Raw genomic sequence first — 23,904 nt, 5'->3', positions numbered from 1 at the left:
ATTAAGTTAAGTGGTTGATTGGATTATCGCATCCGCAGGGTCTCCTTGTTTTTTGCTTTTACCATTTCGGCTAAAAAGAGTCACAAGCAGTTTGGTTGCATAACTTTTTGGAAAATGTTGACGCAACACCCTTGTATTTATAAAAACATAACAGGTTAAGCGGTAACACGGATAAACAACAATAGGCGCTGCCAGTACATCTATTGTGTAATGGATATGCTGTATAAGTAATAAACAAGCAACGGCAAAAACTGCAATAAGACCTATTATTTTATCCGTTCTCCTTTTGAGGCATAAAAATATCAGGAATATGGTGGTAGTATGCCCTGAAAAAAACAGGTCCTTTGTAATAGAGGCGTGCCCGTAAAAAACGCTGCCGAGCGGGTCAACCAACGAGATCATGCCCGGGGGCGGATTGAGCGCAACCAAGCTGAGGGTGATAAAACGAACTATATAAACAAATATCAAGGTCCAGCAATAGGTTATATAAATGGAAGGATTCTTAATGGTCCTGATCAGTATTAATAAAACCATCCCCCATATAATTCCAAAAATTAACAGGGATACATTATGAGGAGGTATGCTTTCCAGCAGCCAGTCATTTAATACAGCCCCATTTCTTTTTTCAATGTGACCGAAAAAGAACGGTAAGGTAAAAGCTATGCCGAGCACGATCACGGTGCCGATGATTATCTGATACCGTTTGTAACGTAAATGCCACATTAACGCCCAGTTGTTTTTTAGTGGGACTGATTCCATATTTCAGCGCAGTGTTAAATTGGTGCTGGCAAGTAGTTATAATTGAAAAAATATCGGGAAGCCTTTGTGTAAATATTCCACCTCGCAGAGTCTCGCATAGCGTACCTTTCAGTACCTCAAACCCTCACAAAATTTTACAAAAAATCGCCACCATGGCTTTCACTTTAAAAACACAGCTCTACCTATGTTTGTTTGTTACTCACCCATTTATATTTCAGCAACTTAACGCGTACTGTTCGATCGTTTCCTGAACCGATATCGAATGATACAAACGAACACGAAGGTTGATTACGTTAATTCGCATATCAACAGCCAACTTAACCTGACTCTAATCTCAATGTTTTATTTTTGCGGAATCGGCTGAAGCAAGTTTGTTTGCGGCTTTCAATTGCGCTGCTTTTAAAAAGGCAGTGTCGTTTTTCATCCCTTCTTTAACCTGCGCTACTGTTTTTACCTGGGAGGTTGGCGTGGCTATCGAATTGTTGTATACAAAAATAACCGCGGTAGAATCTATCGATCCTTTTTTTACCGAATCCATCATATCCTTTACCCTTTGAATATTCATGTAAGCATTTTTATATTCATCCGTTTTGAGGGCATCCTGCAAGTATTGTGCCTGTGATTTTAGGGTATCCGGGTTTTTTGCTTTTGACTTATCAGCATTCCGGCCGCAGGAAAGTAATGATACGATCAGTAAAGGATAAAGTAATTTTTTCATCGGGTTAAAAGTTATCCTACTAATTTACAATTATTTATGATAAGAACTTGTAGGTCGGCCCTGTAAAATTCCGGTTCATATAATCTTAGCAGAACAAAAAATCAGACCTCTGTCTTCCGACTTCCGGCATCACTTCGCGATAGTAAAAAACATGGCAATAGCAGCGGCGCCCATCGCTATAAAGGTGATCCAGAGCAGTGAGGTGGATAATACGCCGCTTTTATGCTCGCCCATGATCTTGTCATTTTTGGCAATGCGCAGGATGAGGTAAAGCAGGGGCACGGCGGCAACGCCGTTCAGCACGGCGGAATAAACCAGCGCCTTAACAGGATCGATACCAACAAAATTGATGATCAGGCCAATAACCGTCGCTACCGTGATGACGCCATAGAATCCGCGGGCTTGCTTAGGTTTATAGTTCAGGCTTGCATTCCAGTTAAAAGCTTCCGATACCGCATAAGCCGCTGATCCGGAAAGTATCGGCACCGCCAGAAAGCCCAGACCGATAATGCCAATTGAAAAAATAAACTTTGCCCAAAAACCGGAGTCGGGAAATGAATGTACCAGTGGTTCGAGCGCCCGGGCTGCATCGGCCGCAGTTTTAATATCCTTTACCCCGCTTTGGTGCAGCACAGTAGCACCCACCAGCAGGATGCACCAGGTGGTGATTTCGGACACGATCATGCCTGCATTATTATCCAGTCGCATGCGGTGGATCATATTGCGGCTCACGATGCGTTTGCCATTATTATTTCCGTTGCCTTTCTCCTCTTGTTCTTCCACCTCCTGCGATGCTTCCCAAAAAAACATGTACGGCGAAATGGTGGTTCCTAAAACGCCGGTAATGATAAACAGGAATTCAAAATTGAATTCAAAGTGAGGCACAACTGTCGCTCTAAAAACAGTGCCCCAGGGTTGATGGACTATAAATGCAGTAATAGGATAGGCCAGCAATGCCAGCGCCAGCCACTTAAGTATTTTGGAATAAACTTTATAGTTAGTAAATATTTCGAGTGCGAGAATGATGGTCGTAATCGCCAGGGTAAGCACGGCAAAATGCACATGTATTAATAGCCCCGCTGCTTCGGCCATAGCGCCAATATCGGCCCCGATGTTGATGGTATTGGCAATTACTACAAGGCTCACAACGGCATATAGCACCCGTTTGCTGTAATGTTCTTTTACCACTGCGGCAATACCTTTTCCGGTAACTAAGCCAATCCTGGCACAGGCTTCTTGCACGGCAGCCATAAAGGGCAGCATGTATAAGGCTGTCCACAGCTGACCGTAGCCGAATTGCGCACCCGTTTGCGAATAGGTAGCTATGCCCGAGGGGTCATCGTCGGCAGCCCCGGTAGTAAGGCCCGGGCCCAGCAGCGTTAAAAATCTCCAGAATCTTCTCTTTCTGAGTTTAGTAAACTTCTTTTCTGTCATGTATTCAGGGGATATTTAATATTGCAGGTTCCGGATTGGCGTCCCCTAAAATAACGATTGTTTTTACTAACATTATATTATTCTACAGGCAACCCAAAACATTGTTTTAAGGTAATGATAAATGAACGTCACAGATGTTGATCTCAATTATAGAAGCGGAGCAAAAACTAAATGGCCTGCTACCTAAACGACGGCTGGAAACCAGTCCTCCGGCTGACTTGGTAGCTGCTGCAAAATTGTGGTCGGACGAGATATGGAACCATGCATTGAGTTTGGGGCCGATGCCGTTAAGTGATGATCAACTGATACAGGGTACGATGCTCGCTAAAAATCCGATATACATTTGCGGGGTACACCGCAGCGGCACGACATTGGTAAAGGATATACTCGAAGGTCACCCCGATGTGGTGGTGCTGCCATCAGAAGGCACATGGTATACCAACCTGGAGTATAAAGTAGGTTTATTAACCAAAGAGGCGCAGATTGGTTTTCTGGGTACAGAATGGCTGCGCAGGATAGCTAATCCTATCAATCAGCCCCCTTACTGGTTAGCAGGGCGCAGTTCGGCCGAAAGCTCACCTTATGTTGACTTTGCTCGCTACCTTATGGCCTGGTGGACACGCGTTAAAAGGAATAATGACCAATGGCCGCACATTGCAGTGGTGCTAGCCTGGGCTTCATGCACCAATAAGCTCGGCGCAAGATATTGGGTAGATAAAACTCCGGTAAATGAACGCTTCCTTATGCGGATATGGAACTCGGTACCACAGTCTAAAATTATCCTGGTTATCCGCCACCCGGAAGCTACGCTCACTTCCCGTAAAAAAATGGAGCCGTCTGTAAATTTCCGGCATGCGCTTGCTGATATGAAAATTTCCTTTAGCGTCGCAGTAAAACAATCTGTATTAAGCCATTCGCATTTTATGCAGGTGCATTACGAAGAGCTTTGCGAGAATCCGGAGCTGATTGCACAGGAAATGGCATCGTTTTTGGGCATTCCTGTATCGGCTGAATTGTATCAGCCTACCGTAGCCGGGATACCTGCACAGGCCAATAGCTCGTTCGTAAAGGAACCAATAGCAGGTAAGGTAATTAAAACGAACGAACACCACCAGCCAGATTTATTAAGTAAAGCCGAAAAGCAGTTAATAGCGACTTATATGGGCAAGCTATCAGCCAGGCTGAATTATCCTTTGCATTCTGTAAGCTTCTTCCGGAGATTATACTTACGAACAAAGTACAGGCTATTACGATAATTGGAACATGATGATCATTCAATTTTGCGGCTTATCAGGCAGCGGGAAAACAACCCTGGCAACACAAGTGAAAACCTTGCTCCACAAACAGGGTATCAGTGTTGAGGTTATTGATGGCGATGTTTACCGGAAGACATTATGTGCTGACCTGGGATTTTCAAAGGCCGACCGAAATGAGAATATTCGCCGCCTTGCTGCCGTTGCTAATAGCTATGCGGTAAAAGGTATAATTCCCATCATCTGTGCAATTAATCCTTATGAGGACGTCCGCCTTCAAATTGCCCAAAGATACAGCAATGTAAAAACTGTTTATATTAATTGCAGCCTTGATGTGCTTATGCAGCGCGATACTAAACAATTATATCAAAAAGCAATGCTCCCTAAGGGGCACCCGGATAGAATAGGCAATTTATCCGGCGTTAACGATCCCTTTGAGATACCACAACGGCCCGATCTGGTTATTACCACGGATAAGCAATCTGTTGACGTATCTGCCCAGGAGCTGTTAGCGTTTGTTCTTAGTGTATATGCTCTGATTCCTACTCAAATTTCTTCTCGTCAGTAAGTCCTTTCCAGTTGTCTGAACGGAACGGTGCTACAGGAAATCCTTCCTTGCTGAAAAGGTTGGCATCGATGGGGGCATCCGTCCAGGCATAGCGCACAGCAACGGGTTGTTTAACTTGATCGCACCATACTTTTACCTTGTTGCCATCAATAATAACGGCCTGGGCAAAATAAAATTTATGATCGGCACCGGCCAGTTCAAATCCTTTTAAATAACCATACTTGTCTTTCACTATTAGGCTATCGGCATAACTGAATTTAATATCAGCATGCCCGTCTTTAAAATCGACTGAATTGAATTGAGGACTTTCATAAAAACGTGATTTATTATAAGTAAGCGTTAATGCTTTAGCTGCCAGCCGAAAACCTACATCAGCTTTATCACGCGGGTGAATATCATAAGCATTGCCGACATCAGTAGTGATAGCCATGCCTGTTTTTGGTAGTTTCAGGGTCATGGTCTGTGCTTCGCGCAATTCGGCCCATTCGCTGCCTTTATCGCTTCCCTGGAAGCCACCAAAGGAGGATAATTGCACAAAATAAAAAGGGAATTCACGTTTCCACTCATTACGCCAATTGGTAATCATCAAAGGGAATGATGCCCGGTACTGAAAAGCGCGGCCTACATTAGCCTCGCCCTGATACCATAAAGCACCTGCTATGGCATAAGGAATTAATGGGTGGATCATGGCGTTGTACAAAAGATATCCGGTATTATTGGGCAAATAATTGAAATGATACGGCTTGCTCAGATCGGGCATATTGTGCCAGTTGTTATCGGCAAGGTTTACCGTAGTATCCGGGAAACTTACATATAGGTCGTTACCTTGTCCATAAAAGCCAATACCAAACCATGTTGGATTTTTCTGCCCTGATTTTAGGTTAATGAACAGGATATTGTCGCCACCTTTCCATGTTCCGGCAGGAAGATCGAGTTGAAAATTGGAGGGCAGCGGGCCGTTATTGATCAGCTTGCCATTGATATAAATGGCCAAATCCGCATCTGATTGGCCTAGACGTAAAGTGGATTTACGATTGGCATACTGATCATCCAGTTTAATGGTGCGCTCGGTAAAACCCTGCCCGCGGTAGGAGTAGAGTTTAGGCTGCCATTCCCATGCACCGGGAACACTACCTTTTAACCACGAGTCGAAAAGAGATGCCGGTTGGCTGGCGAGTTGTTCAGTGGTTAAATTGGCAGTTTCCGGTTTGTAATAAGCATCCCGCAATTGTTTGTCAAGTCTTTTGCTGACACCATCCCAGTCGGCGGGCAAGTTCTTTGCCACATCACCTAATTCGGGCGAGTTTAATAAAGCATCCTTACTTATCCAGCTTTCAACCTGTGTGCCACCCCAACTGCTGTTAAGCAAGCCGACGGTAACATGTAGTTCCTGCGATACTTTTTTGGCGAAAAAATAACCTACAGCAGTAAAGTCTCCTACGGTATTGGTATCTGCCTTTATCCATTGTCCACCTGAAATGTCCTTCTCGGGTTCGATACTTATTTTATTGGGTACTTTAAAGTGACGGATATTCATTTGAGCGGCGGCTTTCAGCTCCGATCGGTATCCAAGCGCATTTCTCAGCGCAAATTCCATATTGGATTGACCTGAGCAAAGCCATACCTCCCCAATCATGACATCACTGTAAGTTATTTTTGATTTGCCTGAGGTGACCGTCATGGCATAAGGACCACCAGCTTCCATAGGTTTCAAGGAAACCTTCCAGTTGCCCTGCGCATCAGCTTTTGCATACACTTTCTGCCCGTTAAGCGTAACACTTACTTTAGTACCCTTCGCCGACCAGCCCCATATTGGTATATCCTGGTTGCGTTGCAAAACCATGTGATCGCCAAAAATGCGTGCGGTGCTTAACTGGGCCTGACTTTGTAAAAAAAGAAAAGAAAGAATAAAAGCAATACAAAAAGTTCTCATACAGATTTATCGGATAGCGGTGCCAATATAGGGCACAATGCCTTAAATGTAAACTGAAAAAATGCTTTTGACCAAGCATGTTACATCAATTGAGAATTTTATGTTAAATGTGAATCAGAGGCTATCTATCTTTTTCCGAATCGTCCGCTTGTCTGGTTGGGTACGGGAAAGGGACAATGCCTTCTGAAAATGCTGGCGGGCGATATCATTATCTATACCTGTGTAAAGCTCGCCAAGCAGGGCATAGTAGAAGTGATTATTAGTGAGTTTTAGTTTCTCGGCTTCAATAATGGCTGCTTCTTTTCCCACTGTTTTTGAAAGCGCATAAGTCCGATTGAGTGCAGCTATCGGCGAATATTCAATCTGTAGTAATTGATTGTAAAGTTGCAATACGCTTTCCCATTTCTCCGGTGTGTCGGCTTTTTGTGTGCCCCAGTAAGCTATAGCCGCCTGGATATGGTATTTGGATAAGCTGTTACCGGTTGTAGCACAATTAAGAAAATAAGCGCCTTTGCTGATCAGTCCGGAATCCCATAGGTTAATGTCCTGATCGTCGTAAAGCACTAGCTCACCGTTTTGGTCGATCCGTGCATCAAATCTGGAAGCCTGGAAGCACATCAGGGCCAGCAATGCGTTTACCTCGGGTTTGCCGCTTAGCTTGTTTTCAACCAGCATGGTGCACAGACGCATGGCTTCATCGCAAAGGTCTTTGCGGATGGTGGTATCCTGACTGCAGGAATAGTACCCTTCGTTAAAAAGCAGATATAAAGTGGTGAGTACAGTAGCAAGCCGGTCATTTATTTCAGCAGGTCCCGGAAATTCGATTTTTACATTTCCTTCTCTTAGTTTCTCTTTAGCACGAAACAGGCGTTTATTAATAGTTTCTTTGTTGGAAAGAAATGCATCGGCAATCTCCTCGATGCCGAAACCACAAAGAATACGAAGCGATAAGCCTATCTGCGCTTCAGGTGGGATAGAAGGCTGGCAAATAGCAAACATCATTTGTAATTGACTGTCATTGATATTTTGAGGTGATAAATCGATCTCGGTTTCGTAAGTTTCTCCGGATGATATTCTTAGCTCATCGCTTACCTTATTTTCAAATACAAGGTTACGTTGTAAGTGATTTTTAGCCTTATTCTTCGCTACAAAATATAGCCATGCGACAGGATTTTGAGGAATGCCTTTATAGGGCCAGGTTTGCGAAGCAGCAAGGAATGTATCGGCAGCAATGTCTTCGGCAGTTTCCAGCTGATCGAAGCCAAAACGCTTACACAGAACGGAGACGATCTTTCGGTACTCCGTTCTGAATAAGTGCGGTATTAACTCCTGTTGTTTCACTGTAATTGGTCATTTTTTGGCTATCCGGCGAACTTCCATGGTATTACCCTCTCCTCCTAAAACAGGGCAGCCTTTTGCAAATTCTGCAGCTTCTTCTATTGACTCGGCCCTTACCGTGATAAATCCGCCTATGGTTTCTTTTATCTCGCCAAAAGGCCCGTCGGTTACTACCTTATTGTGGTGTACTACTTTGGCATCGGCAAATAGCAGACCGGTGCCACCCACAAATTTATTCTGCGCAGCAATACCGCCAATCCAGTCCATAGTTTGTTTCATCCATTCCTGCATTTGTTCAGGCGAAGCTATTTTGCTGCCATCCTCATGTCTCATAATTAATGCGTACTCGTCCATTTTTTTAAAATTAAAAGGTTAATGAATATATGAATTATACATCCATAACAAGTCATGTTTTGCAAATTGGACATGGCGGAAGAAAAATCGCAGTTGTGTATTCTTTTTGATGTTACTAGACTAACTATTTTATAAATTTATATGATTAAACATATTATGAAACCTTCCTGCCTTATTGCGATATTTCTTATAGCCGTTGCAAATTCCTGTAAATCAGGTAACACTTCTCAATTAAAGGAAAAACTAATTGTCAATACTTTACAAAAACCAGAAGCTGTAAATAAAGTTAAATTAAAACCTGTTTTCGGTTATCGTTTCTCCATTGCAGGCGATTTTGATGGAGACGGGAAAAAGGACACATTGACGGAACATTTTTTTAGTGGGATAGATAACAAAGAGACGAACAAATATTATGAAAATGGGAATTATGATACCCTGGTTGCTTTGAACGCGAAAAAGAAAACCTATTGCTTTCTGAGCTGCAGCAATAAAAACATCAGGGCGCTGAACATTGCATCAACACCGCAGCTCGGCATTGCATATTTGAAAAATGAAGGCGATTTAAACGGGGATGGTACAGACGAAATCTCCTACGCAGTTGATTGGGCAGATTGGTCTAATGTTAATTTTTGCCGGGTGATGACCTTTAAGAATAACGAGTGGAAGGAGATTTACTCCTTTCAAATCAGGGACTGGCAAATACCTGATCGTCCCCAAACTTACAATCTATATGGGACGGCTGGACTGGACGATAAAATAATAAATACTGCTAACGTAACTGCAAATAAGCAGATAGAAATGAATTTACTTGACTTTAAAGGATTTATAAAAAAACTTGCTGATAATAAGATACAAGTGGCTCTTATAACCGATAACGCGACACTGGATACAATAGTTGTTGATCTGGAAAAACTAAAAAAGAAAAGGAGATAACCCCGGTTTATTTCTTTTCATTGTTTGCTTTCATCGCATAATCCATGGCCTGCTGAAAAGTAGTTATCCAGATATCTTTCTTGTTTTCTTTCAGATAAGCCAATAGTTCCCGGTGTGCCTGAGCAGAAACGGTGATATAATCCCCGCCAACGCCGTGAAACATAAAAATGCCCATGCCGCCGCTTGCTTCTACTTTCTTTACAAAGTCGATCAGTTGTGTGCCGGAGTTTTTGCCCTCCAGCCCGTAGGATGGCACCAGTAAAGGATCAAGTTTTTTAAAGTCGGTGATGACAGCATTGGCATCGCCTCCAATACGGGCATATTTGATAATGCCGTATTTGCGCAAAGAATCCACGTAGTCTTTGCCGCCAACATGGGTTTCGGTGCATGGGTAGGCATAAGTGCGGCCTTTTTTTCCGTCAACTGCAAACAAAAAATTATTCATCACTTCAATTTCGTGGAGTATGCGGTAAGCGGTATAATGCTCAGACGCCATCGGGTTATCATCGGTACTCAGGCAGGGATGAAACACAGTATGATTGGCCAGCTCATGACCATTTTTACTTGCTTTTTGCCATTGAGGTATCGTTTGACTATTTAGCTCCCCGGTAAGAAAAAAAGTCCCCTTTAAATGAGCAGAGTCCAGCTGAGGGATAGCGACATTTAATTGCGAGTGAAGCGCATCATCATAGGTAAGTACAATAACTGCTTTTTTATGATCAGGCCAGGTGATCTTGTCCTGTGCCTGTGCAGCAAAATTTAATAACAGGAGAAATAGGGTCAGTTTTTTCATGAGCAGAAATATAATTGGCAGCTAAATCTAAAAAGAAAATCTATAAACTACCAACCAACCCTTTAGTGTGCAGGGCTTAACAAAACTGCTGATCAAACATTATTATGTATCTCGATATTGGCGAATACCGAAGTGCCTTTGATAGCCAGCACCTTGTCCGAGTTTCTTACTCCGTATTTATTTTCCCGGTAATCATCTATGGTAGCAAATAGTTGGGAAATATCAGTTTCCACGTGCCAATCGGAAGGGACAATCAGGGTTATTTCGCCAAAAAGCTGTGAAATATTTAATACCGCCATTCCGGCCAGGTCGGCATTGCTCAAATCCAGTTCAGTGCTTGCAAACATGTTGTTGATCTTTCCGCCTTTAAAATCTTTTGAGATCATCGGTTTGTCTATGCTGCTGAAAACAGAGTTGATATTGATCTGGTCTTCAGCGTCCGGGATGATGGTTGATTGCAAGTTCATGGCCTTCGGTTTTAATGTTAAACCAAAACTAAGGCACTCAGGCCCCGGGTAAAAGTTAAATCTTGTTAAATGTTTGATGAAGTCGGTGAATGGCGGATTTTAGTCGGTGAAGATTATCCGCCACTGTTTAACCGGTATTAAATCTTATGTGAATAATAAAACTACTAGTTAAATTATTTGTTAAATAATTAACAATCAATCTTGAAAAACATATTATGAGAACACAAAGTTACATTTTGGCATTTGCCCTCGGCGCACTCTCGCTCGGCGCATGCCAAAGCCACAAAGACAGTAAAGGTGAAGCTGACAGTGCCAACCAGGTTAAAGACACCATGAGAAGTGGCGTAAGCGATTCAGGAAAAGCGGTAACGCCGCCGATAAAGGTAGAAGAAAGCGATGCCAAGTTTGCGGTTGAAGCAGCAAACGGCGGTATGGCCGAAGTGGTTTTAGGAAAATTAGCCCTTGAAAAATCAAATAACAGCAAGGTGAAGGATTTTGGAAACATGATGGTGACCGATCATTCGAAAGTGAATGACGAATTAAAAGCCCTGGCGAAAAAACTAAATATTACCTTACCTGATTCAATTGGCAGCGATGAAAGCAAAACTAGGGACGATCTTGCAAAAAAATCCGGCGCTGATTTCGATAAGGCCTATGTGCAGGACATGGTAGATGATCACAAAAAAGATATAAAAGCTTTTGAAGATGCTGCAAAAAACTGCAAAGACAGTGATTTGAAAGCTTTTGCAGCTAAGACGCTACCCACACTAAGAATGCACCTTGAAGCAATAGACAAGGTTAAAAGACACATGAAATAATTGGGTTATCCTGGTAATAAGACAAAGCCTTCAAAGGAATCCTTTGAAGGCTTTTTTGTTATGAAATAAGCCCGTGGGTAAAAGTTAAAAAGTGTTAAAAAAGCAGGGTTTCGTCGGCGTTCTATGCCATTTCATCTATTCTTCAGAATTGAAATGTAATATTGTTATCGATAATAAGTTAATAGATTTTGTTATTGGTTAACTGATTGGCAATATGGCAGTATGTTCCGCTTTTAAAAAAAGTTGTAAGTTAATGGGAAACCATTTTGAGCTGACTGTCGTTGCTGATGACGAAAAGTGGGCACACGAGAGGATTGAAGCCGGCATAAGCGAAATACAACGGATTGAGCGGCTGCTTACCACTTTTAGTGATGACAGCGAGACCAATCTTATTAATCAGAATGCGGGTATTGGTCCAGTGGTTGTCAGTGCCGAAACTTTTAATCTGATAGAACGATCGTTGCGAATCTCTCAAATCACGCAAGGTGCTTTTGATATTACCTACGGCTCAATTGACAAACGGCTTTGGAATTTTGATCAGCATATGACCTCACTTCCGGATAAGGAAACTGCAAAAAATATGGTGCGATTGATCGATTACCGTAATGTGATACTTGACCGCGAAAAGAGTACAGTGTTTTTAAAAGAAAAGGGTACACGTATTGGTTTCGGAGGTATAGGCAAAGGCTACGCGGCAGAACGTGCCAAATTGGTGATGAAGCAACAAGGGGTTGAAAGCGGCGTGGTCAATGCATCTGGCGACTTAACAGCATGGGGTCAGCAGCCGAATGGCAATCCCTGGACGGTAGGTGTCGCCAACCCTGACGCAAAACACAATGTGTTTTCTTATATGTCGATCACGGATATGGCGGTTGCTACATCAGGCAACTATGAAAAATTTGTAATGATAGACGGGAAGAAATACTCGCACACCATTAACCCGCGCACAGGTTTGCCGGTGACTGGCATTAAAAGCGTCACCATTATCACTACCAATGCCGAGATAGCCGATGCGATGGCAACACCGGTAATGATAATGGGTATCAGGACCGGCCTGGATATGATAGATCAGATAAAAGATATTGAGGCGGTTATCATTGATGATAACGACAGGTTGTATACTTCTAAAAATATTAATATAAAATAATACCCCTATAACTATGATCAAAAAAACATTAGGAATTGTAGGTGGACTGGTCGCTATGGTGAGTATATCATCATGTGTCCACCTCAAAGAGTATCAGAAAAACCGTGTTAACGATGCCGAGATGGTATTAAGCAATCGGAAAGTGGAGAAAAATGAACTGAATTTTCAATCGTACAGGGAAGCTGCATCTGGCGCCAATGCCGGTAAAACCGGTGGTGGCTGTGGGTGTAATTGATAGACCTTTCTTACAAAACGCATAATTTAAAATGAGAAAGGTATTTTTATCAATAGTAGGCTTTTCCCTGCTATGCAGATTAAATGTTGCTGCGCAAACAAAACAAGATAGTCTTCCGCATAATTCGGGTGTAAGTTTGTTTAGACCTGTTGGTGACCCTGAACCTGCGGAATATAATCCACGGGCACTGCACGTCGACGAGATTAACCTGGTCTCGAGTTATTACTGGCAAAATGGTGATCACAGCGCTGTAACAGGTGGTGTCGGTACCGAAAAGGTTACCGACATTTCAAATGGTATTGATCTGAAATTGGTTTGGGGTGATCCTAAAGCAAAACAAAATTCGCTAACACTTGGTTTGGGCATCGATCATCATACGTCAGCTTCTGCTGCCTATGTGAATGTTAGCGGTGCGTCAAACCCTGGTGGGAGCAGAATATATCCATCCATCGATTGGACTACCGAAAATATAAAAAAGGGAAGCAGCTTCGGCATAGGCGCTTATTACTCGGGCGAATACAATTATCAATCGCTTGGGGCTGATATGCACTTTTCGCAAAAGACAGCCGATAAGAATGGCGAGTTCTCTGCTAAAGTGCAGGCCTATTTTGACCAGGTGAAAATGATTTATCCATCTGAGTTCATTCCAACTACTACCACGACTATAGTTACATCAGCGAGCGGCACTAGTTCCGAAGAGGGAGGAAGGGCTAATATTCCAAGCAGGCCTCGCAATACCTATTCGGTGTCACTGGGTTATTCGCAGATCATTAATTCGCGTATGCAGGTTATGTTTTTGGTCGATGGAGTGGCGCAAAATGGTTACCTGGGATTGCCATTCCACAGGGTATATTTCAACACCGGGAAAGACACGATAGAGCACTTGCCGTCGAACAGGTTTAAATTACCGTTGGGTGTAAGATTGAATTATTTCCTTGGCGATAATGTCATCCTGCGCTCGTATTACCGGTATTATATGGATAGTTGGGGTGTCAAATCAAATACCGTTGGGTTGGAAACCGCGATTAAGGTTACACCTTTTTTTTCAGTTTCACCGTTTTACAGGTATTACGATCAGACAGCGGCAAAATATTTTGCCCCGTACGAAGCGCATAGCCCAACGGACGTGTATTATACCAGTAACTATGAATACGCTCAGTTCCATGCTAACTTTTATGGAATAGGGTTTAGGGTTGCGCCGCCAAAAGGTGTTTTGGGATGGCAAAGCCTGCACGACCTGGAATTGAGATACGGGCATTATTCGCAGACGACCAATCTGGTGTCGAACGTGGTATCTCTAAGCTTGGGCTTTAAATAGATAACAATAAATTTTTGATAAAAACAGTTAATAAGAATTGAATATGAAGTTGTTAGCAATATATCTCGGAATGCTGCTATTGCCGGGAGTGACCTGGATAGGTGATTTTAACGCAGCAAAATCAGAAGCTGCCCAAAAGCACAAATTGATACTGATCAATTTTTCTGGCTCCGACTGGTGCGGCCCATGTATCCGCCTGCGTAAAGAGATACTCGAATCAGGCACCTTTGAAAATTATGCATCAGATCATTTAGTATTGGTTAGGGCAGATTTTCCGCGTCAGAAAAAGAACCAGTTGAGCAAAGAGCAAACCAAATTAAACGAAGCACTGGCCGATAAATACAATGCTGATGGTAAATTCCCTTTTACCTTATTGGTGGATGATAGCGGCAAGGTGCTAAAAAGCTGGGATGGTTTTCCGGATGAAAGTCCGGATCAGTTTGTATCGGATATAAGTTCGGTGAATGACCGCAAATAAAAAAATCAAAACATTAGAAAGGCCATTAGTTATGAACTAATTGCCTTTTTCGATTGAATGACTTTTATTAATAGATAGACTTCGGTCTGTCTGCAGGTCCATTACCAAAGTCGCCTGGTTTGTCAGTCATCGTTATTATTAACTCTCCGCCTTTTACCAGTTGGTTATGTAACAAGTAATCATGTGTATACGATTTGTTATTTAGGGAGACTTTGCTGATATATTTATTGGCGCCACTATTGTTTTTTACCACAACATGAAAACTTTTTCCGCCGGGTAGTTTTATTACAGCATCATTTATAACCGGGCTACCAAAAACATACATGCCATTGGCCGGATTTACCTGGTAAATACCCAATGCAGATAATACATACCAGGCCGACATCTGTCCTACATCTTCGTTGCCAATGATGCCATCTGGTTTGGTGGTATAAAAATCGGTCAGTATCTGCCGGATTTTCTCCTGGGTTTTCCATGGTTGGCCGGCAAAAGTATACAGATAGGCGATATGGTGGCTCGGTTCATTGCCGTGTGCATATTGTCCTATCAAGCCTGAAATATCCGGCGACGCCTCTTTACCCAGATCACCTTTTACGATAAATAATGAATCTAATTTTTTAACAAATCCAGCATCGCCGCCATGCAGTGCGATTAGTCCTTCAACATCTTCCGGCACCAACCAGGTATATTGCCAGGCATTACCTTCCGTGTAATCATCCTTTTCATGACGTGATACAAAGGGACTGAATGGGGTGCGCCATTCGGTTGCAGATACTTTTCCGCGCATAAAGCCGGTTTGCTTATCGAAATAATTTTGATAATATTTTGCCCTTTTGCTGAAGTAAGTATAATCACCTTGCTTGCCCATTTTCAATGCCATTCGGGCAATACACCAATCATTAATAGCATATTCAAGTCCCATTGCTACCGATTCGATGGTGCTATCGGCAGGGATAAATCCTTGTCTTTTTACATACTTCAATCCCCTGATATCTTGCATCTGGGTAGTCTTTATTGCTTCATAAGCCAGGGTAGCATCAAATCCTTTGAACCCTTTCAAATAGGCATCAACTATCACGGGTACCGCGCTGTTACCCACCATGGTATTGGTTTCGTTAGCCATTAAATGCCATACTGGTAAGCGACCCTGTTGCTTATAGACGGTCAGCATAGTATTAATGATATCCTTAATACGCTCGGGCTGAATAATGGTATACAGTGGGTTAGCAGACCTGTAAGTGTCCCACAGCGAAAAAGTAGTGAGATTAGTAAACGATTTGTCATTGTGAACCTTCTTGTCAGCTCCCCAGTAATCGCCATTTACATCGTTAAATGTTGATGGGGCGATCATGGTATGATACATGGCCGTATAGAACTTTTTATATTGAGAAAGCGAGTCTGCTTTGATTTGTATTTTTCCTAATTCGGCATTCCAGGCACTATGTGCTGCAGATACCACTTTCGCAAAATTCCAGTCAGGTATTTCTTTATTAATATTAAGCAAAGCATTGGCAGAACTAACCGGCGATATACCGACTTTTACAAATACATTTTCCCCGGCTTTGGTGTTGAATGTGATGATGCCTTTTACTGCTTTACCCTTCAACGATATGCCATTTTTTAACTCGGTGGTATCATAAACAGCGAATTTCTCTATTGGCTTTGACAATACGGCAACGAAATAAATACGCTGATGTCTGGCCCATCCTTTTGAATAACGATAGCCTTCGACTGTATATTTATTTACCTGTTTTATGTAAGTCTCGGTTGCAATATCGGCTATGCCTTCCTGCAGGTCGATAACGATATGAGACTCTTTTGAGGCAGGGTAGGTGTATTCATGAAATCCGACGCGGTTGGATGCGGTAAGTTTAACGTTAATGCCATAACGTTTCAGTTTTACTGAATAATAGCCTGGCTTAACTATTTCATCTTTACGGTCGAATAATGAGAAATAGCCATCTTGAGGGTCTTTCAATGAGCCTTTCATAGAATGTGCGGCTCCAATAGTCGGCATAAATAAAACATCGCCCAGATCGCCAATGCCGGTTCCACTTAAGTGTGTATGCTGAAAGCCAATGATGGTGGAATCGGATATATGATAACCCGAGCACCAGTCCCAGCCTTTGGAAAGATTGGTTGGCCCTAATTGAACTGCGCCGAAAGGAACGTTGGCGCCCACAAAAACGTGCCCGTGAAAGCCTGTACCAATATACGGATCGACATAATGGGTATAATCAGTTTGAGCTTTAGAATAAGTGTGCTTTGCCTGGGCAAAAACCTGGTATGTGAAAATTAAACAGAAAGCAGTAGTAAAATATTTAAGCATTTGTAGTAGATAGTGCCGGGGCTATGTCCCGGCTAGTATATTAATATTGAATTTTAAATGCAGCAGCGTTGTTTAACCCGTTATTACTTTGTAAATCTTTCGGTAAAACCACACTGATACCGTCGCCGTATTGTGCCCATTTTAGCCTCTTATTAACACCAAGTAAGCTGATTTTTTTTACCTTACCATTAACCTTTAAATGAAAAAAAACTTTCGCAGGCAAAATAACGGAACCTTTATCTGCCAACACATAGGCGTAAATAGTATTTGAGTCTTTCAGCTTGGTATAGAAAGTGTTCCCTTCAGAATATGGCGCTACCGATGTTGTATTATATATGCCTTCGCCATTGATCTTTATCCAGTTCCCAATTTGTTGTAATCTTTCATACGCTACCGGATCCCAGTCGCCATCAGGGCCGGGGCCGATATTCATTAATAGATTCCCACCTCGCGAAACGATTTTTACCAGTAACGATATGATTTGGTCGGCAGATTTATAATGATCGCCCGGCACATAGCTCCATGAATTGCCCATTGTAATGCAGCTTTCCCACGGATGATCCAATGGTACATCGGGTACCTGCTGTTCAGGCGTAGTGTAGTTTTCATATTGCCCCGAAACGGTGCGGTCAACCACAATCAGCCCGGGTTGTTTGGTGCGGGCCATGGCTGCAATTTTAGGCATATCGATATCCTGGTCGTAGGTGATGCTCTTTTGCCAGTCGACACTTGGATCGATGGTGCTTTTAGGCCTTACCCAACCACCATCAAGCCATAGAATATCTACCTTGCCATAATCGCTCATCAACTCGCCGATCTGGTTAAAAGTAAAATCTTTGAATTTCTGCCAGCGCTCGGGGTATTTAGCCGGATCGTAATTTACATTTCGGTCTTTAGGCGGAAAATATGGCCACCAGTAGTATTCTGTGTGCCAATCAGGCTTAGAAAAATAAGCGCCTATCATAAAGTTTTCTTTCCTGAAAGCATTAAATATTTCTTTTGCGACATTACTTCGCGGGTTGGAAGAGAAGGGCGTTTTTGAACTTGTTATTTTGTAATCTGTCTGCTTGGTATCAAACATGCAGAAACCATCGTGATGCTTGGTGGTGAAAACCACATATTTCATCCCGGCATTTTTAGCGGCCTGTACCCATTTTTCAGGATTGAATTTCGTTGGGTTAAAAGTGGTTTGTAAATTCTCATACGCACTTTTATATGTGTTGTAGCTTGCGCTGTAAGGACCGCGGCGCTGGGTCCAGCCTTCATCTTCAGGACATATGCTCCAGCTTTCAACAACACCCCATTGGCTATAGGTGCCCCAATGCATAAATAGCCCAAACTTAAGATCCTGCCAGGTAGCCAGTTTGTCTTTTACCAATTGATCATCAGGAGGGATATAACTTTTTGACATTTGGTGTTCCTGTGCAAAAAGTTGGTTGATCGTGATAAATACAAGAGCTAAAAGAGTAAGGACTTTTTTCATTTTTTCGGTAATTTATTATTTGAAATTAGCGTAAATCAACGAACTTCTAGTAGTAATGACAATAGACGTTAATAATTTGCTTGCATTGTTTAATTTTTTTAAGAAGTTTACCTACTTATTAAAAAATTATTAAATTTTATTATGAATTTCTAACTTAAATCGTATTATTGTGATAGTAACTTAACTGGGAGACCAATTTGAAACAGCGAACCGATACTTCAGGTTTATGGCGACAAATATGTTTCAACGATGACCTTAAGGCATTCGAGGCGCTGTTTTATGGACTTAATAACAGGCTTATCAAATTCTCGATATTATATGTGCATCAGAAAGAAGCAGCCGAAGAGATAGTATCCGACGTCTTTGTAAGGTGTTGGGAAGGAAGAAAGGGTTTAGTCGAAATTGTAAACCCTGAAACATACTTGTTTGTATGCGTTAAGAATCAATCATTAAACTACGTTAAAAAGTATTCAAACATTCATCTGGTTCATATCGAATCATCTGATAAAGTTGAGTTCGTAAATACTTATGATCCTGAAAAGGAAATGGAGCGAAAAGAACTGCATTTCCTGCTCGATCAGGCTATCGCAAAATTACCTCAGCAAGCCTGTATTGTATTCAAGCTGATAAAAGAAGACGGGATGAAATATAAAGAAGTAGCAGAAATACTTAATATTTCGCCCCGTACTGTACAAACCCAATTGTTCAGGGCTATAAAGAAACTTAGCGTAATTTTATCAGGGCATCAATTAGCTTCCAAACCAATCGTTAGTCCTTCGGCAAACACCCCACTAATAGGTTTTACATTATTTTTTCTGGCCATAAAAATATTTTTTTCAGGCTTGTAGGCAATTTGTAAAAAAAAATTGTCCTTCCACTAAACCGACAATTTTACAAGCCTGATGGTCAACGATAGATTTATTCAGTTACTTACTAAAAAGCTTTCAGATGAAATCGATGAAAGTGAACTGGCTGAACTGAACTATATGCTCATCAACGACGAAGAATGTCGTCAGCAATATAATTTCTTTAAAAATTACTGGGCACAGGACGAGGAAAAATACTCCAACGAAGAGTTGCTGTTTCAGCGTATACGAAACAGGATCACTGTTCCTAATGATTTTGATGATGCCGACTCGAAAAAAGGCTGGATCAGAAGATTCCCATTTTTTTGGCGTAGCCTGGCTGCAATTGTAATTTTAGCAATCGGTTTATTTACTTATCGCTACTCACATAGTGCATCTGCTAAAAACAATAAGGGAAATATCGCGATTACTAAAACCCCAAGCCGGACGAAATCGAAAATTTATTTAAGCGACGGTTCGGTCGTGACCTTAAACTCTGAGACGGTTTTACGGTACCCTGCTTCTTTTGAGGGTCCTACCCGTGAAGTTTATCTGAACGGCGAAGCTTTTTTTAATGTAACCAAAGATCATACCCATCCTTTCATAGTGCATGCAGGCAAAATGAATATCAGAGTGTTGGGGACTTCGTTTAACGTGAAATCGTATTCTAATGATAAGAACACGGAAACAACCCTTATAAAGGGAGCGATTGAAGTAACTTTATCTGACCGACCATCCGACAGAATTATTTTAAAGCCCAACGAGAAATTAATTCTAAATAATAAATCCTTTAAAAAATTGGGTACAAATACCAATTTATTAGCCTCTGAAGACAGCGGCACTAATTATGCGCTTACAAACCTAACACACCTCAGATCGAATGACACAACAATAGTTGAAACTTCGTGGGTAAACAATGAACTCGTTTTTAAAAATGAGGCTTTCAGCGATCTTGCCAACCAGATGGAAAGATGGTATGGCATAAAAATTAATTTTAAGAATTCAGATACTAAAGATTACCACTTTACAGGGGTCTTTACAAAAGAAAATATCGTTCAGGCATTAGATGCACTGAAGATGATAGAACCATTTAATTATAAGTATAATAACGAAACGGTATCCATTTATTAACCCTAATTAACTAAGTGCTTATGGATTGAAAAAAACTTACTCACCAACCAAAAAAAACGGGAATCACCCTGCAAGGTAACTCCCGGAAAAGATGAACATCCGTTAATTAATCGTGCTACCTTCTCTGGAACAGAACGTAGCCATTATCATTCACCTTAATCAAGTAAAAGTATGAAATATTTTAGACACCTTCGGGGTGTAAAAAATAGATATCGGCTAATCAAGTCCATATTAATAATGAAATTGATATTAATATTTTTGGCAATTTTCAATCTGCAGGCATTAGCCAATGTTTATTCGCAGCAAAAGGTAAGCCTGAATTTAAAATCGGCTGACTTCAAGAAAGTTATTACTGCCATTCAAAAGCAAACAAACTATCATTTTGTATTTAGCGAGCGTAAAATACCGCCCGCTAAAAACATTTCGATCAATGTTCAAAACGAGAATGTGACCTCAGTTCTTGACCAATTATTGGCAAACACTGATTTTACATATACTCAATTGGATAATAACCTGATTGTTATTACCGGTAAAAATGATGTTGTTATTAACAAAGTTATTACAGGTAAAGTAGTTGACGAAAAAGGCATTCCACTTCCTGGCGTATCGATCAAGGTAAAAGGTACCGGAACAGGCACTGTTTCTGATATTAATGGTAGCTTCTCCATTAATGCACCAGATAATGCTGTATTGGTGATCTCTTTCATTGGCTATGAGACACAAGAGGTAGCAGTTGCTGGAAAAAGCAGCATCAATGTCACCCTGGCAAGCTCAACCAAAAACCTGAATGAAGTAGTTGTTACTGCATTAGGTATCAAAAAAGACGAAAGAAAACTGGGTTATTCAGTTACTACTGTAAACGGCGACGACTTGAACAAAGCCAAAGAAAGTAACGTTGCCTATTCATTAGAAGGTAAGGTAGCCGGTTTAAGTATCAACGGTACAAACGGCGGTCCCGGTTCATCAGCGCGTATTTTATTACGTGGTGTGACCAGTTTTAATGCCCAATCGCCACTTTTCGTTATCAATGGTGTGCCCATGGATAACTCACAAAGAGGTGAATCTGGTGAGTGGGGCGGTGCTGACTACGGAGATGGTATTTCCAATATCAACCCTGATGATATTGAAAATATTACTGTACTGAAAGGCCAGTCGGCTTCTGCATTGTACGGTTCACGCGCTGCTAACGGCGTTATCCTTGTTACCACAAAAAGCGGTAAAAAGAATACCAACTTTGGTGTAGAATATAATCTGAACTATCAGGCAGATAAACCTGTAGATAATACAGATTTTCAAACGACTTATGGTCAGGGTTTGCATGGAGCTAAACCAACAGATGCTGCAAGCGCACTGTTAGCAGGCAGCGAAGCTTGGGGTACCAAATTGGACGGCTCATCGGTTCCTCAGTTTGATGGTCAAAGCCATTCGTATTCATTGGCTCCAAAAAATTATATAGGTTTTTATAACACAGGACACTCCTTCACTAACACAGCCTCATTTACCGGCGGTAATGAAACAGGAGCATTCCGTTTATCATTGTCTGATCTGAACAACCACTCCATTGTACCAAATAGCGGTTTGGACAGAAAAACCTTCAACTTCAATGGGTCTCAATCAGTAACGAAGAAACTGGAAATCAATGTCGTTGCCAATTATATCGTTGACAACGAGAAAAACAGACCAAGCTTGAGCGACGGTCCGGGCAACCCTAACAACGTTCAATTCCTTGCGCCAAACGAATACTTTAAAATTTTGGCACCTGGATACGATGCTAGCGGAAAAGAGACTTCTTTTACCGATGATATCTATGTAACTAACCCTTATTTTGCAGCTTATAAGTTCTCCAGTACTACAAACAGAACTCGTTTAATAAGCTCTTTATCTGGGAAATACAACATTCTTGATTGGGTGTTTGTACAGGGTAGGTTGGGTTATGACAACATCAGTGATAAACGAGTTGATATTACTCCTACCGGGACAGCATATGCAAGTGGTAACGGTGGTATGTCACAAACTAACTACCAGGTAACTGAGTTTAACACTGACGTGTTGGTTAATGCAAAACATGACCTTGTTAAAGGCTTGTTAAATCTTGATTTGTCCATCGGTGGTAACATACGTAAAAATACACAGGACGGTACCTATATCAATGGCAATAACTTTATTATACCATACTTCTACAGTTTAACTAACCTGCCAAGCAGAAGCAGTGGTTACTCCACTTATAGTAATGGTAACTATCCATTTGAACAACAAACAAATTCTGCATATTATACTGCTGATTTTGCTATTAAAGATTACCTGGTGATTAGCACCACCGGCCGTTATGATGCGTACAGCACGCTGCCGTCAAATAACAGGGGTATATTCTCGCCTTCGGTTTCGGGAAGCTTTATATTCTCTGATCTTTATCATATCAATGGTCTTGACTTTGGTAAAATCCGGTTGTCATATGCTCAAACAAGCGGTCAGCCTACCTCTCCTTACCAAACGGCTGTTTATTATTCTATTAACAATTCAATTAATGGTACTCCGGCAGGTGGTTTTAGTTCGCAATTGCCAAACCTGTTCCTGAAGCCATATACATTGGATGAAATAGAAGCAGGTACCGAAATGAAATTCTGGGGAGACAGATTTGGTTTCGACTTGACTTATTTCGCACGCAAAACGCATAACGAAATTATTAACGGAAGCATCGACTGGTCAAGCGGTTATACCAATCAATACTTGGGTACCGGTTCTACACAAAATAAAGGTGTCGAAGTTGAAATCCATGCTACTCCTTTTAAAACAGCAAGCTTTAGCTGGACCCCGTCGTTCAACTTTACTTACGTTGCGAACAAAATTTTGCATACCGATGCAGCAAACAATAACGTAGGATTCGGAACCTATCGCCCTTTAAATGCTAGCTTAGCTTTGGTAGTAGGTATGGCAGGCCCGCAAGTTATGGCTAACGACTATCTGCGTAACTCAAGCGGCCAGATTATTTACGATTCGAGCGGTTTGCCAGAACAAGGTGCTCTTAAACCAATGGGCAGTACTGTTCCAAAAATCTATGGTGGTTTGAGTAACACTTTCAACTTCAAAGGATTCAACTTCTCGTTCCTGACCGATTACCGTTTTGGCAATAAGGTATTGTCTGCAACAAATTATTACAGTATCTACCGTGGTTTGAACAAATTAACCCTTCCGGGCAGAGAAACTGGAGTTGTTGGTGTAGGTGTTACTGAGTCTGGTGCAACAAATACTACAAGTGCTGACGCACAAACTTACTATCAAACGTTAGCTCAAAAAGTATCAGCATTAAACGTTCTGGACGGAAGCTTTATTAAGTTGCGTCAGGTGACTTTCGGTTATACGATTCCAAAAACCGCATTGAACGGTACGCCATTTGGCTCTATTCAGCTATCATTGGTAGCAAGGAATTTGTGGACAATTATGAAGCATACCAATAACATTGATCCGGAATCAGGCTTCTCGCCAGATATCAGGTACGCAGGTATTGAAGGTACCAGCCTTCCGACAACACGGACATATGGTTTCAATTTAAACTTCAAACTTAAAAACTAA

Annotated in this window: 21 protein-coding genes; 11 read left to right on the top strand and 10 right to left on the bottom strand. The window is 41.7% G+C overall.

The window, feature by feature from the left end; translation table 11 throughout:
- Positions 1-6 precede the first annotated feature (6 nt).
- The 3 genes from Q3A68_RS14020 to Q3A68_RS14010 form a co-directional block, all read right to left on the bottom strand.
- Positions 7-759, bottom strand: a complete 753-nt coding sequence (locus tag Q3A68_RS14020) for a phosphatase PAP2-related protein (RefSeq protein ID WP_302901732.1) — start codon at positions 757-759, stop codon at positions 7-9.
- Between the two features lie 334 nt (positions 760-1,093).
- Positions 1,094-1,477: a hypothetical protein gene (locus Q3A68_RS14015; protein ID WP_302901731.1), complete on the bottom strand. Its 384-nt coding sequence runs from the start codon at positions 1,475-1,477 to the stop codon at positions 1,094-1,096.
- Positions 1,478-1,606: 129 nt separating this feature from the next.
- Complete coding sequence (locus Q3A68_RS14010; RefSeq protein ID WP_302901730.1) at positions 1,607-2,911, bottom strand: Nramp family divalent metal transporter; 1,305 nt, start codon at positions 2,909-2,911, stop codon at positions 1,607-1,609.
- Positions 2,912-3,045: 134 nt separating this feature from the next.
- On the opposite strand from Q3A68_RS14010, the gene Q3A68_RS14005 reads away from it, so the two are divergent.
- Together Q3A68_RS14005 and cysC are read left to right on the top strand one after the other, a co-directional pair.
- Positions 3,046-4,167, top strand: coding sequence for a sulfotransferase family protein (locus Q3A68_RS14005; protein ID WP_302901729.1), 1,122 nt, complete (start codon positions 3,046-3,048; stop codon positions 4,165-4,167).
- Positions 4,168-4,174: 7 nt separating this feature from the next.
- A complete protein-coding gene (gene cysC, locus Q3A68_RS14000; RefSeq protein ID WP_302901728.1) occupies positions 4,175-4,732 on the top strand; it encodes an adenylyl-sulfate kinase in 558 nt (185 codons plus the stop codon).
- Here the strand turns inward: cysC and Q3A68_RS13995 are convergent.
- From Q3A68_RS13995 to Q3A68_RS13985, 3 genes are all read right to left on the bottom strand, one after another.
- Positions 4,707-6,665 carry a sialate O-acetylesterase gene (locus tag Q3A68_RS13995; protein ID WP_302901727.1) on the bottom strand — a complete coding sequence of 653 codons (1,959 nt, stop codon included), beginning with the start codon at positions 6,663-6,665 and terminating at the stop codon, positions 4,707-4,709. The two genes, cysC and Q3A68_RS13995, sit on opposite strands and share 26 nt — an antisense overlap.
- Before the next feature lie 114 nt (positions 6,666-6,779).
- Entirely contained in the window at positions 6,780-8,006 is a 1,227-nt protein-coding gene (locus tag Q3A68_RS13990; RefSeq protein ID WP_302901726.1) for an RNA polymerase sigma factor, read from the bottom strand.
- Between the two features lie 9 nt (positions 8,007-8,015).
- Positions 8,016-8,357, bottom strand: a complete 342-nt coding sequence (locus tag Q3A68_RS13985) for a YciI family protein (protein WP_302901725.1) — start codon at positions 8,355-8,357, stop codon at positions 8,016-8,018.
- A 156-nt stretch (positions 8,358-8,513) separates the two neighbouring features.
- Here Q3A68_RS13985 and Q3A68_RS13980 point away from each other — a divergent pair, with 156 nt between their 5' ends.
- The gene (locus tag Q3A68_RS13980; RefSeq protein WP_302901724.1) at positions 8,514-9,290 is read left to right on the top strand and encodes a hypothetical protein; all 777 of its coding nucleotides are present in this window, start codon (positions 8,514-8,516) and stop codon (positions 9,288-9,290) included.
- Positions 9,291-9,297: 7 nt separating this feature from the next.
- Here the strand turns inward: Q3A68_RS13980 and Q3A68_RS13975 are convergent, their stop codons facing one another.
- Both Q3A68_RS13975 and Q3A68_RS13970 read right to left on the bottom strand, forming a co-directional pair.
- Complete coding sequence (locus Q3A68_RS13975; RefSeq protein ID WP_302901723.1) at positions 9,298-10,083, bottom strand: polysaccharide deacetylase family protein; 786 nt, start codon at positions 10,081-10,083, stop codon at positions 9,298-9,300.
- 92 nt (positions 10,084-10,175) lie between these two features.
- Positions 10,176-10,550 carry a LiaF domain-containing protein gene (locus Q3A68_RS13970; protein ID WP_302901722.1) on the bottom strand — a complete coding sequence of 125 codons (375 nt, stop codon included), beginning with the start codon at positions 10,548-10,550 and terminating at the stop codon, positions 10,176-10,178.
- Between the two features lie 215 nt (positions 10,551-10,765).
- On the opposite strand from Q3A68_RS13970, the gene Q3A68_RS13965 reads away from it, so the two are divergent.
- The 5 genes from Q3A68_RS13965 (at position 10,766) to Q3A68_RS13945 (ending at position 14,546) form a co-directional block, all read left to right on the top strand.
- On the top strand, positions 10,766-11,368 hold the full coding sequence (locus tag Q3A68_RS13965; protein WP_302901721.1) for a DUF4142 domain-containing protein: 603 nt from the start codon (positions 10,766-10,768) through the stop codon (positions 11,366-11,368).
- Between the two features lie 253 nt (positions 11,369-11,621).
- Entirely contained in the window at positions 11,622-12,515 is an 894-nt protein-coding gene (locus Q3A68_RS13960; protein ID WP_302901720.1) for an FAD:protein FMN transferase, read from the top strand.
- A 13-nt stretch (positions 12,516-12,528) separates the two neighbouring features.
- Positions 12,529-12,750, top strand: a complete 222-nt coding sequence (locus Q3A68_RS13955; RefSeq protein ID WP_302901719.1) for a DUF4266 domain-containing protein — start codon at positions 12,529-12,531, stop codon at positions 12,748-12,750.
- Positions 12,751-12,781: 31 nt separating this feature from the next.
- Positions 12,782-14,068, top strand: a complete 1,287-nt coding sequence (locus tag Q3A68_RS13950) for a DUF3570 domain-containing protein (protein ID WP_302901718.1) — start codon at positions 12,782-12,784, stop codon at positions 14,066-14,068.
- A 43-nt stretch (positions 14,069-14,111) separates the two neighbouring features.
- Positions 14,112-14,546, top strand: a complete 435-nt coding sequence (locus Q3A68_RS13945; RefSeq protein WP_302901717.1) for a thioredoxin family protein — start codon at positions 14,112-14,114, stop codon at positions 14,544-14,546.
- A 67-nt stretch (positions 14,547-14,613) separates the two neighbouring features.
- Here Q3A68_RS13945 and Q3A68_RS13940 read toward each other — a convergent pair whose 3' ends face one another.
- Together Q3A68_RS13940 and Q3A68_RS13935 are read right to left on the bottom strand one after the other, a co-directional pair.
- Complete coding sequence (locus tag Q3A68_RS13940; RefSeq protein WP_302901716.1) at positions 14,614-16,875, bottom strand: GH92 family glycosyl hydrolase; 2,262 nt, start codon at positions 16,873-16,875, stop codon at positions 14,614-14,616.
- A 40-nt stretch (positions 16,876-16,915) separates the two neighbouring features.
- The gene (locus Q3A68_RS13935) at positions 16,916-18,358 is read right to left on the bottom strand and encodes an alpha-L-fucosidase (protein ID WP_302901715.1); all 1,443 of its coding nucleotides are present in this window, start codon (positions 18,356-18,358) and stop codon (positions 16,916-16,918) included.
- 197 nt (positions 18,359-18,555) lie between these two features.
- Between Q3A68_RS13935 and Q3A68_RS13930 the strand changes: the two genes are divergently transcribed.
- The 3 genes from Q3A68_RS13930 to Q3A68_RS13920 all read left to right on the top strand — a co-directional run bounded on the left by Q3A68_RS13930 (position 18,556) and on the right by Q3A68_RS13920 (position 23,904).
- Positions 18,556-19,206, top strand: a complete 651-nt coding sequence (locus Q3A68_RS13930; protein ID WP_302901714.1) for an RNA polymerase sigma-70 factor — start codon at positions 18,556-18,558, stop codon at positions 19,204-19,206.
- 54 nt (positions 19,207-19,260) lie between these two features.
- Positions 19,261-20,334, top strand: coding sequence for a FecR family protein (locus tag Q3A68_RS13925; protein ID WP_302901713.1), 1,074 nt, complete (start codon positions 19,261-19,263; stop codon positions 20,332-20,334).
- Positions 20,335-20,571: 237 nt separating this feature from the next.
- On the top strand, positions 20,572-23,904 hold the full coding sequence (locus tag Q3A68_RS13920; protein WP_302901712.1) for a SusC/RagA family TonB-linked outer membrane protein: 3,333 nt from the start codon (positions 20,572-20,574) through the stop codon (positions 23,902-23,904).

The sequence above is a fragment of the Mucilaginibacter tolerans genome, from assembly GCF_030519375.1.
Lineage (GTDB): Bacteria > Bacteroidota > Bacteroidia > Sphingobacteriales > Sphingobacteriaceae > Mucilaginibacter.
This window is presented reverse-complemented; position numbering and strand designations above follow the sequence as displayed.

What these genes read in the sequence shown, in the direction of transcription:
- Q3A68_RS13960 (WP_302901720.1), top strand. Translation starts at nt 11,622, where the DNA reads ATGGGAAACCATTTTGAGCTGACTGTCGTTGCTGATGACGAAAAGTGG.
- Q3A68_RS13945 (WP_302901717.1), top strand. Translation starts at nt 14,112, where the DNA reads ATGAAGTTGTTAGCAATATATCTCGGAATGCTGCTATTGCCGGGAGTG.
- Q3A68_RS13985 (WP_302901725.1), bottom strand. Translation starts at nt 8,357, where the DNA reads ATGGACGAGTACGCATTAATTATGAGACATGAGGATGGCAGCAAAATA.
- cysC (WP_302901728.1), top strand. Translation starts at nt 4,175, where the DNA reads ATGATGATCATTCAATTTTGCGGCTTATCAGGCAGCGGGAAAACAACC.
- Q3A68_RS13980 (WP_302901724.1), top strand. Translation starts at nt 8,514, where the DNA reads ATGAAACCTTCCTGCCTTATTGCGATATTTCTTATAGCCGTTGCAAAT.
- Q3A68_RS14020 (WP_302901732.1), bottom strand. Translation starts at nt 759, where the DNA reads ATGGAATCAGTCCCACTAAAAAACAACTGGGCGTTAATGTGGCATTTA.
- Q3A68_RS13975 (WP_302901723.1), bottom strand. Translation starts at nt 10,083, where the DNA reads ATGAAAAAACTGACCCTATTTCTCCTGTTATTAAATTTTGCTGCACAG.
- Q3A68_RS13950 (WP_302901718.1), top strand. Translation starts at nt 12,782, where the DNA reads ATGAGAAAGGTATTTTTATCAATAGTAGGCTTTTCCCTGCTATGCAGA.
- Q3A68_RS13955 (WP_302901719.1), top strand. Translation starts at nt 12,529, where the DNA reads ATGATCAAAAAAACATTAGGAATTGTAGGTGGACTGGTCGCTATGGTG.
- Q3A68_RS13920 (WP_302901712.1), top strand. Translation starts at nt 20,572, where the DNA reads ATGAAATTGATATTAATATTTTTGGCAATTTTCAATCTGCAGGCATTA.
- Q3A68_RS13935 (WP_302901715.1), bottom strand. Translation starts at nt 18,358, where the DNA reads ATGAAAAAAGTCCTTACTCTTTTAGCTCTTGTATTTATCACGATCAAC.
- Q3A68_RS13995 (WP_302901727.1), bottom strand. Translation starts at nt 6,665, where the DNA reads ATGAGAACTTTTTGTATTGCTTTTATTCTTTCTTTTCTTTTTTTACAA.
- Q3A68_RS13970 (WP_302901722.1), bottom strand. Translation starts at nt 10,550, where the DNA reads ATGAACTTGCAATCAACCATCATCCCGGACGCTGAAGACCAGATCAAT.
- Q3A68_RS13925 (WP_302901713.1), top strand. Translation starts at nt 19,261, where the DNA reads ATGGTCAACGATAGATTTATTCAGTTACTTACTAAAAAGCTTTCAGAT.
- Q3A68_RS14015 (WP_302901731.1), bottom strand. Translation starts at nt 1,477, where the DNA reads ATGAAAAAATTACTTTATCCTTTACTGATCGTATCATTACTTTCCTGC.
- Q3A68_RS13940 (WP_302901716.1), bottom strand. Translation starts at nt 16,875, where the DNA reads ATGCTTAAATATTTTACTACTGCTTTCTGTTTAATTTTCACATACCAG.
- Q3A68_RS14010 (WP_302901730.1), bottom strand. Translation starts at nt 2,911, where the DNA reads ATGACAGAAAAGAAGTTTACTAAACTCAGAAAGAGAAGATTCTGGAGA.
- Q3A68_RS13965 (WP_302901721.1), top strand. Translation starts at nt 10,766, where the DNA reads ATGAGAACACAAAGTTACATTTTGGCATTTGCCCTCGGCGCACTCTCG.
- Q3A68_RS14005 (WP_302901729.1), top strand. Translation starts at nt 3,046, where the DNA reads ATGTTGATCTCAATTATAGAAGCGGAGCAAAAACTAAATGGCCTGCTA.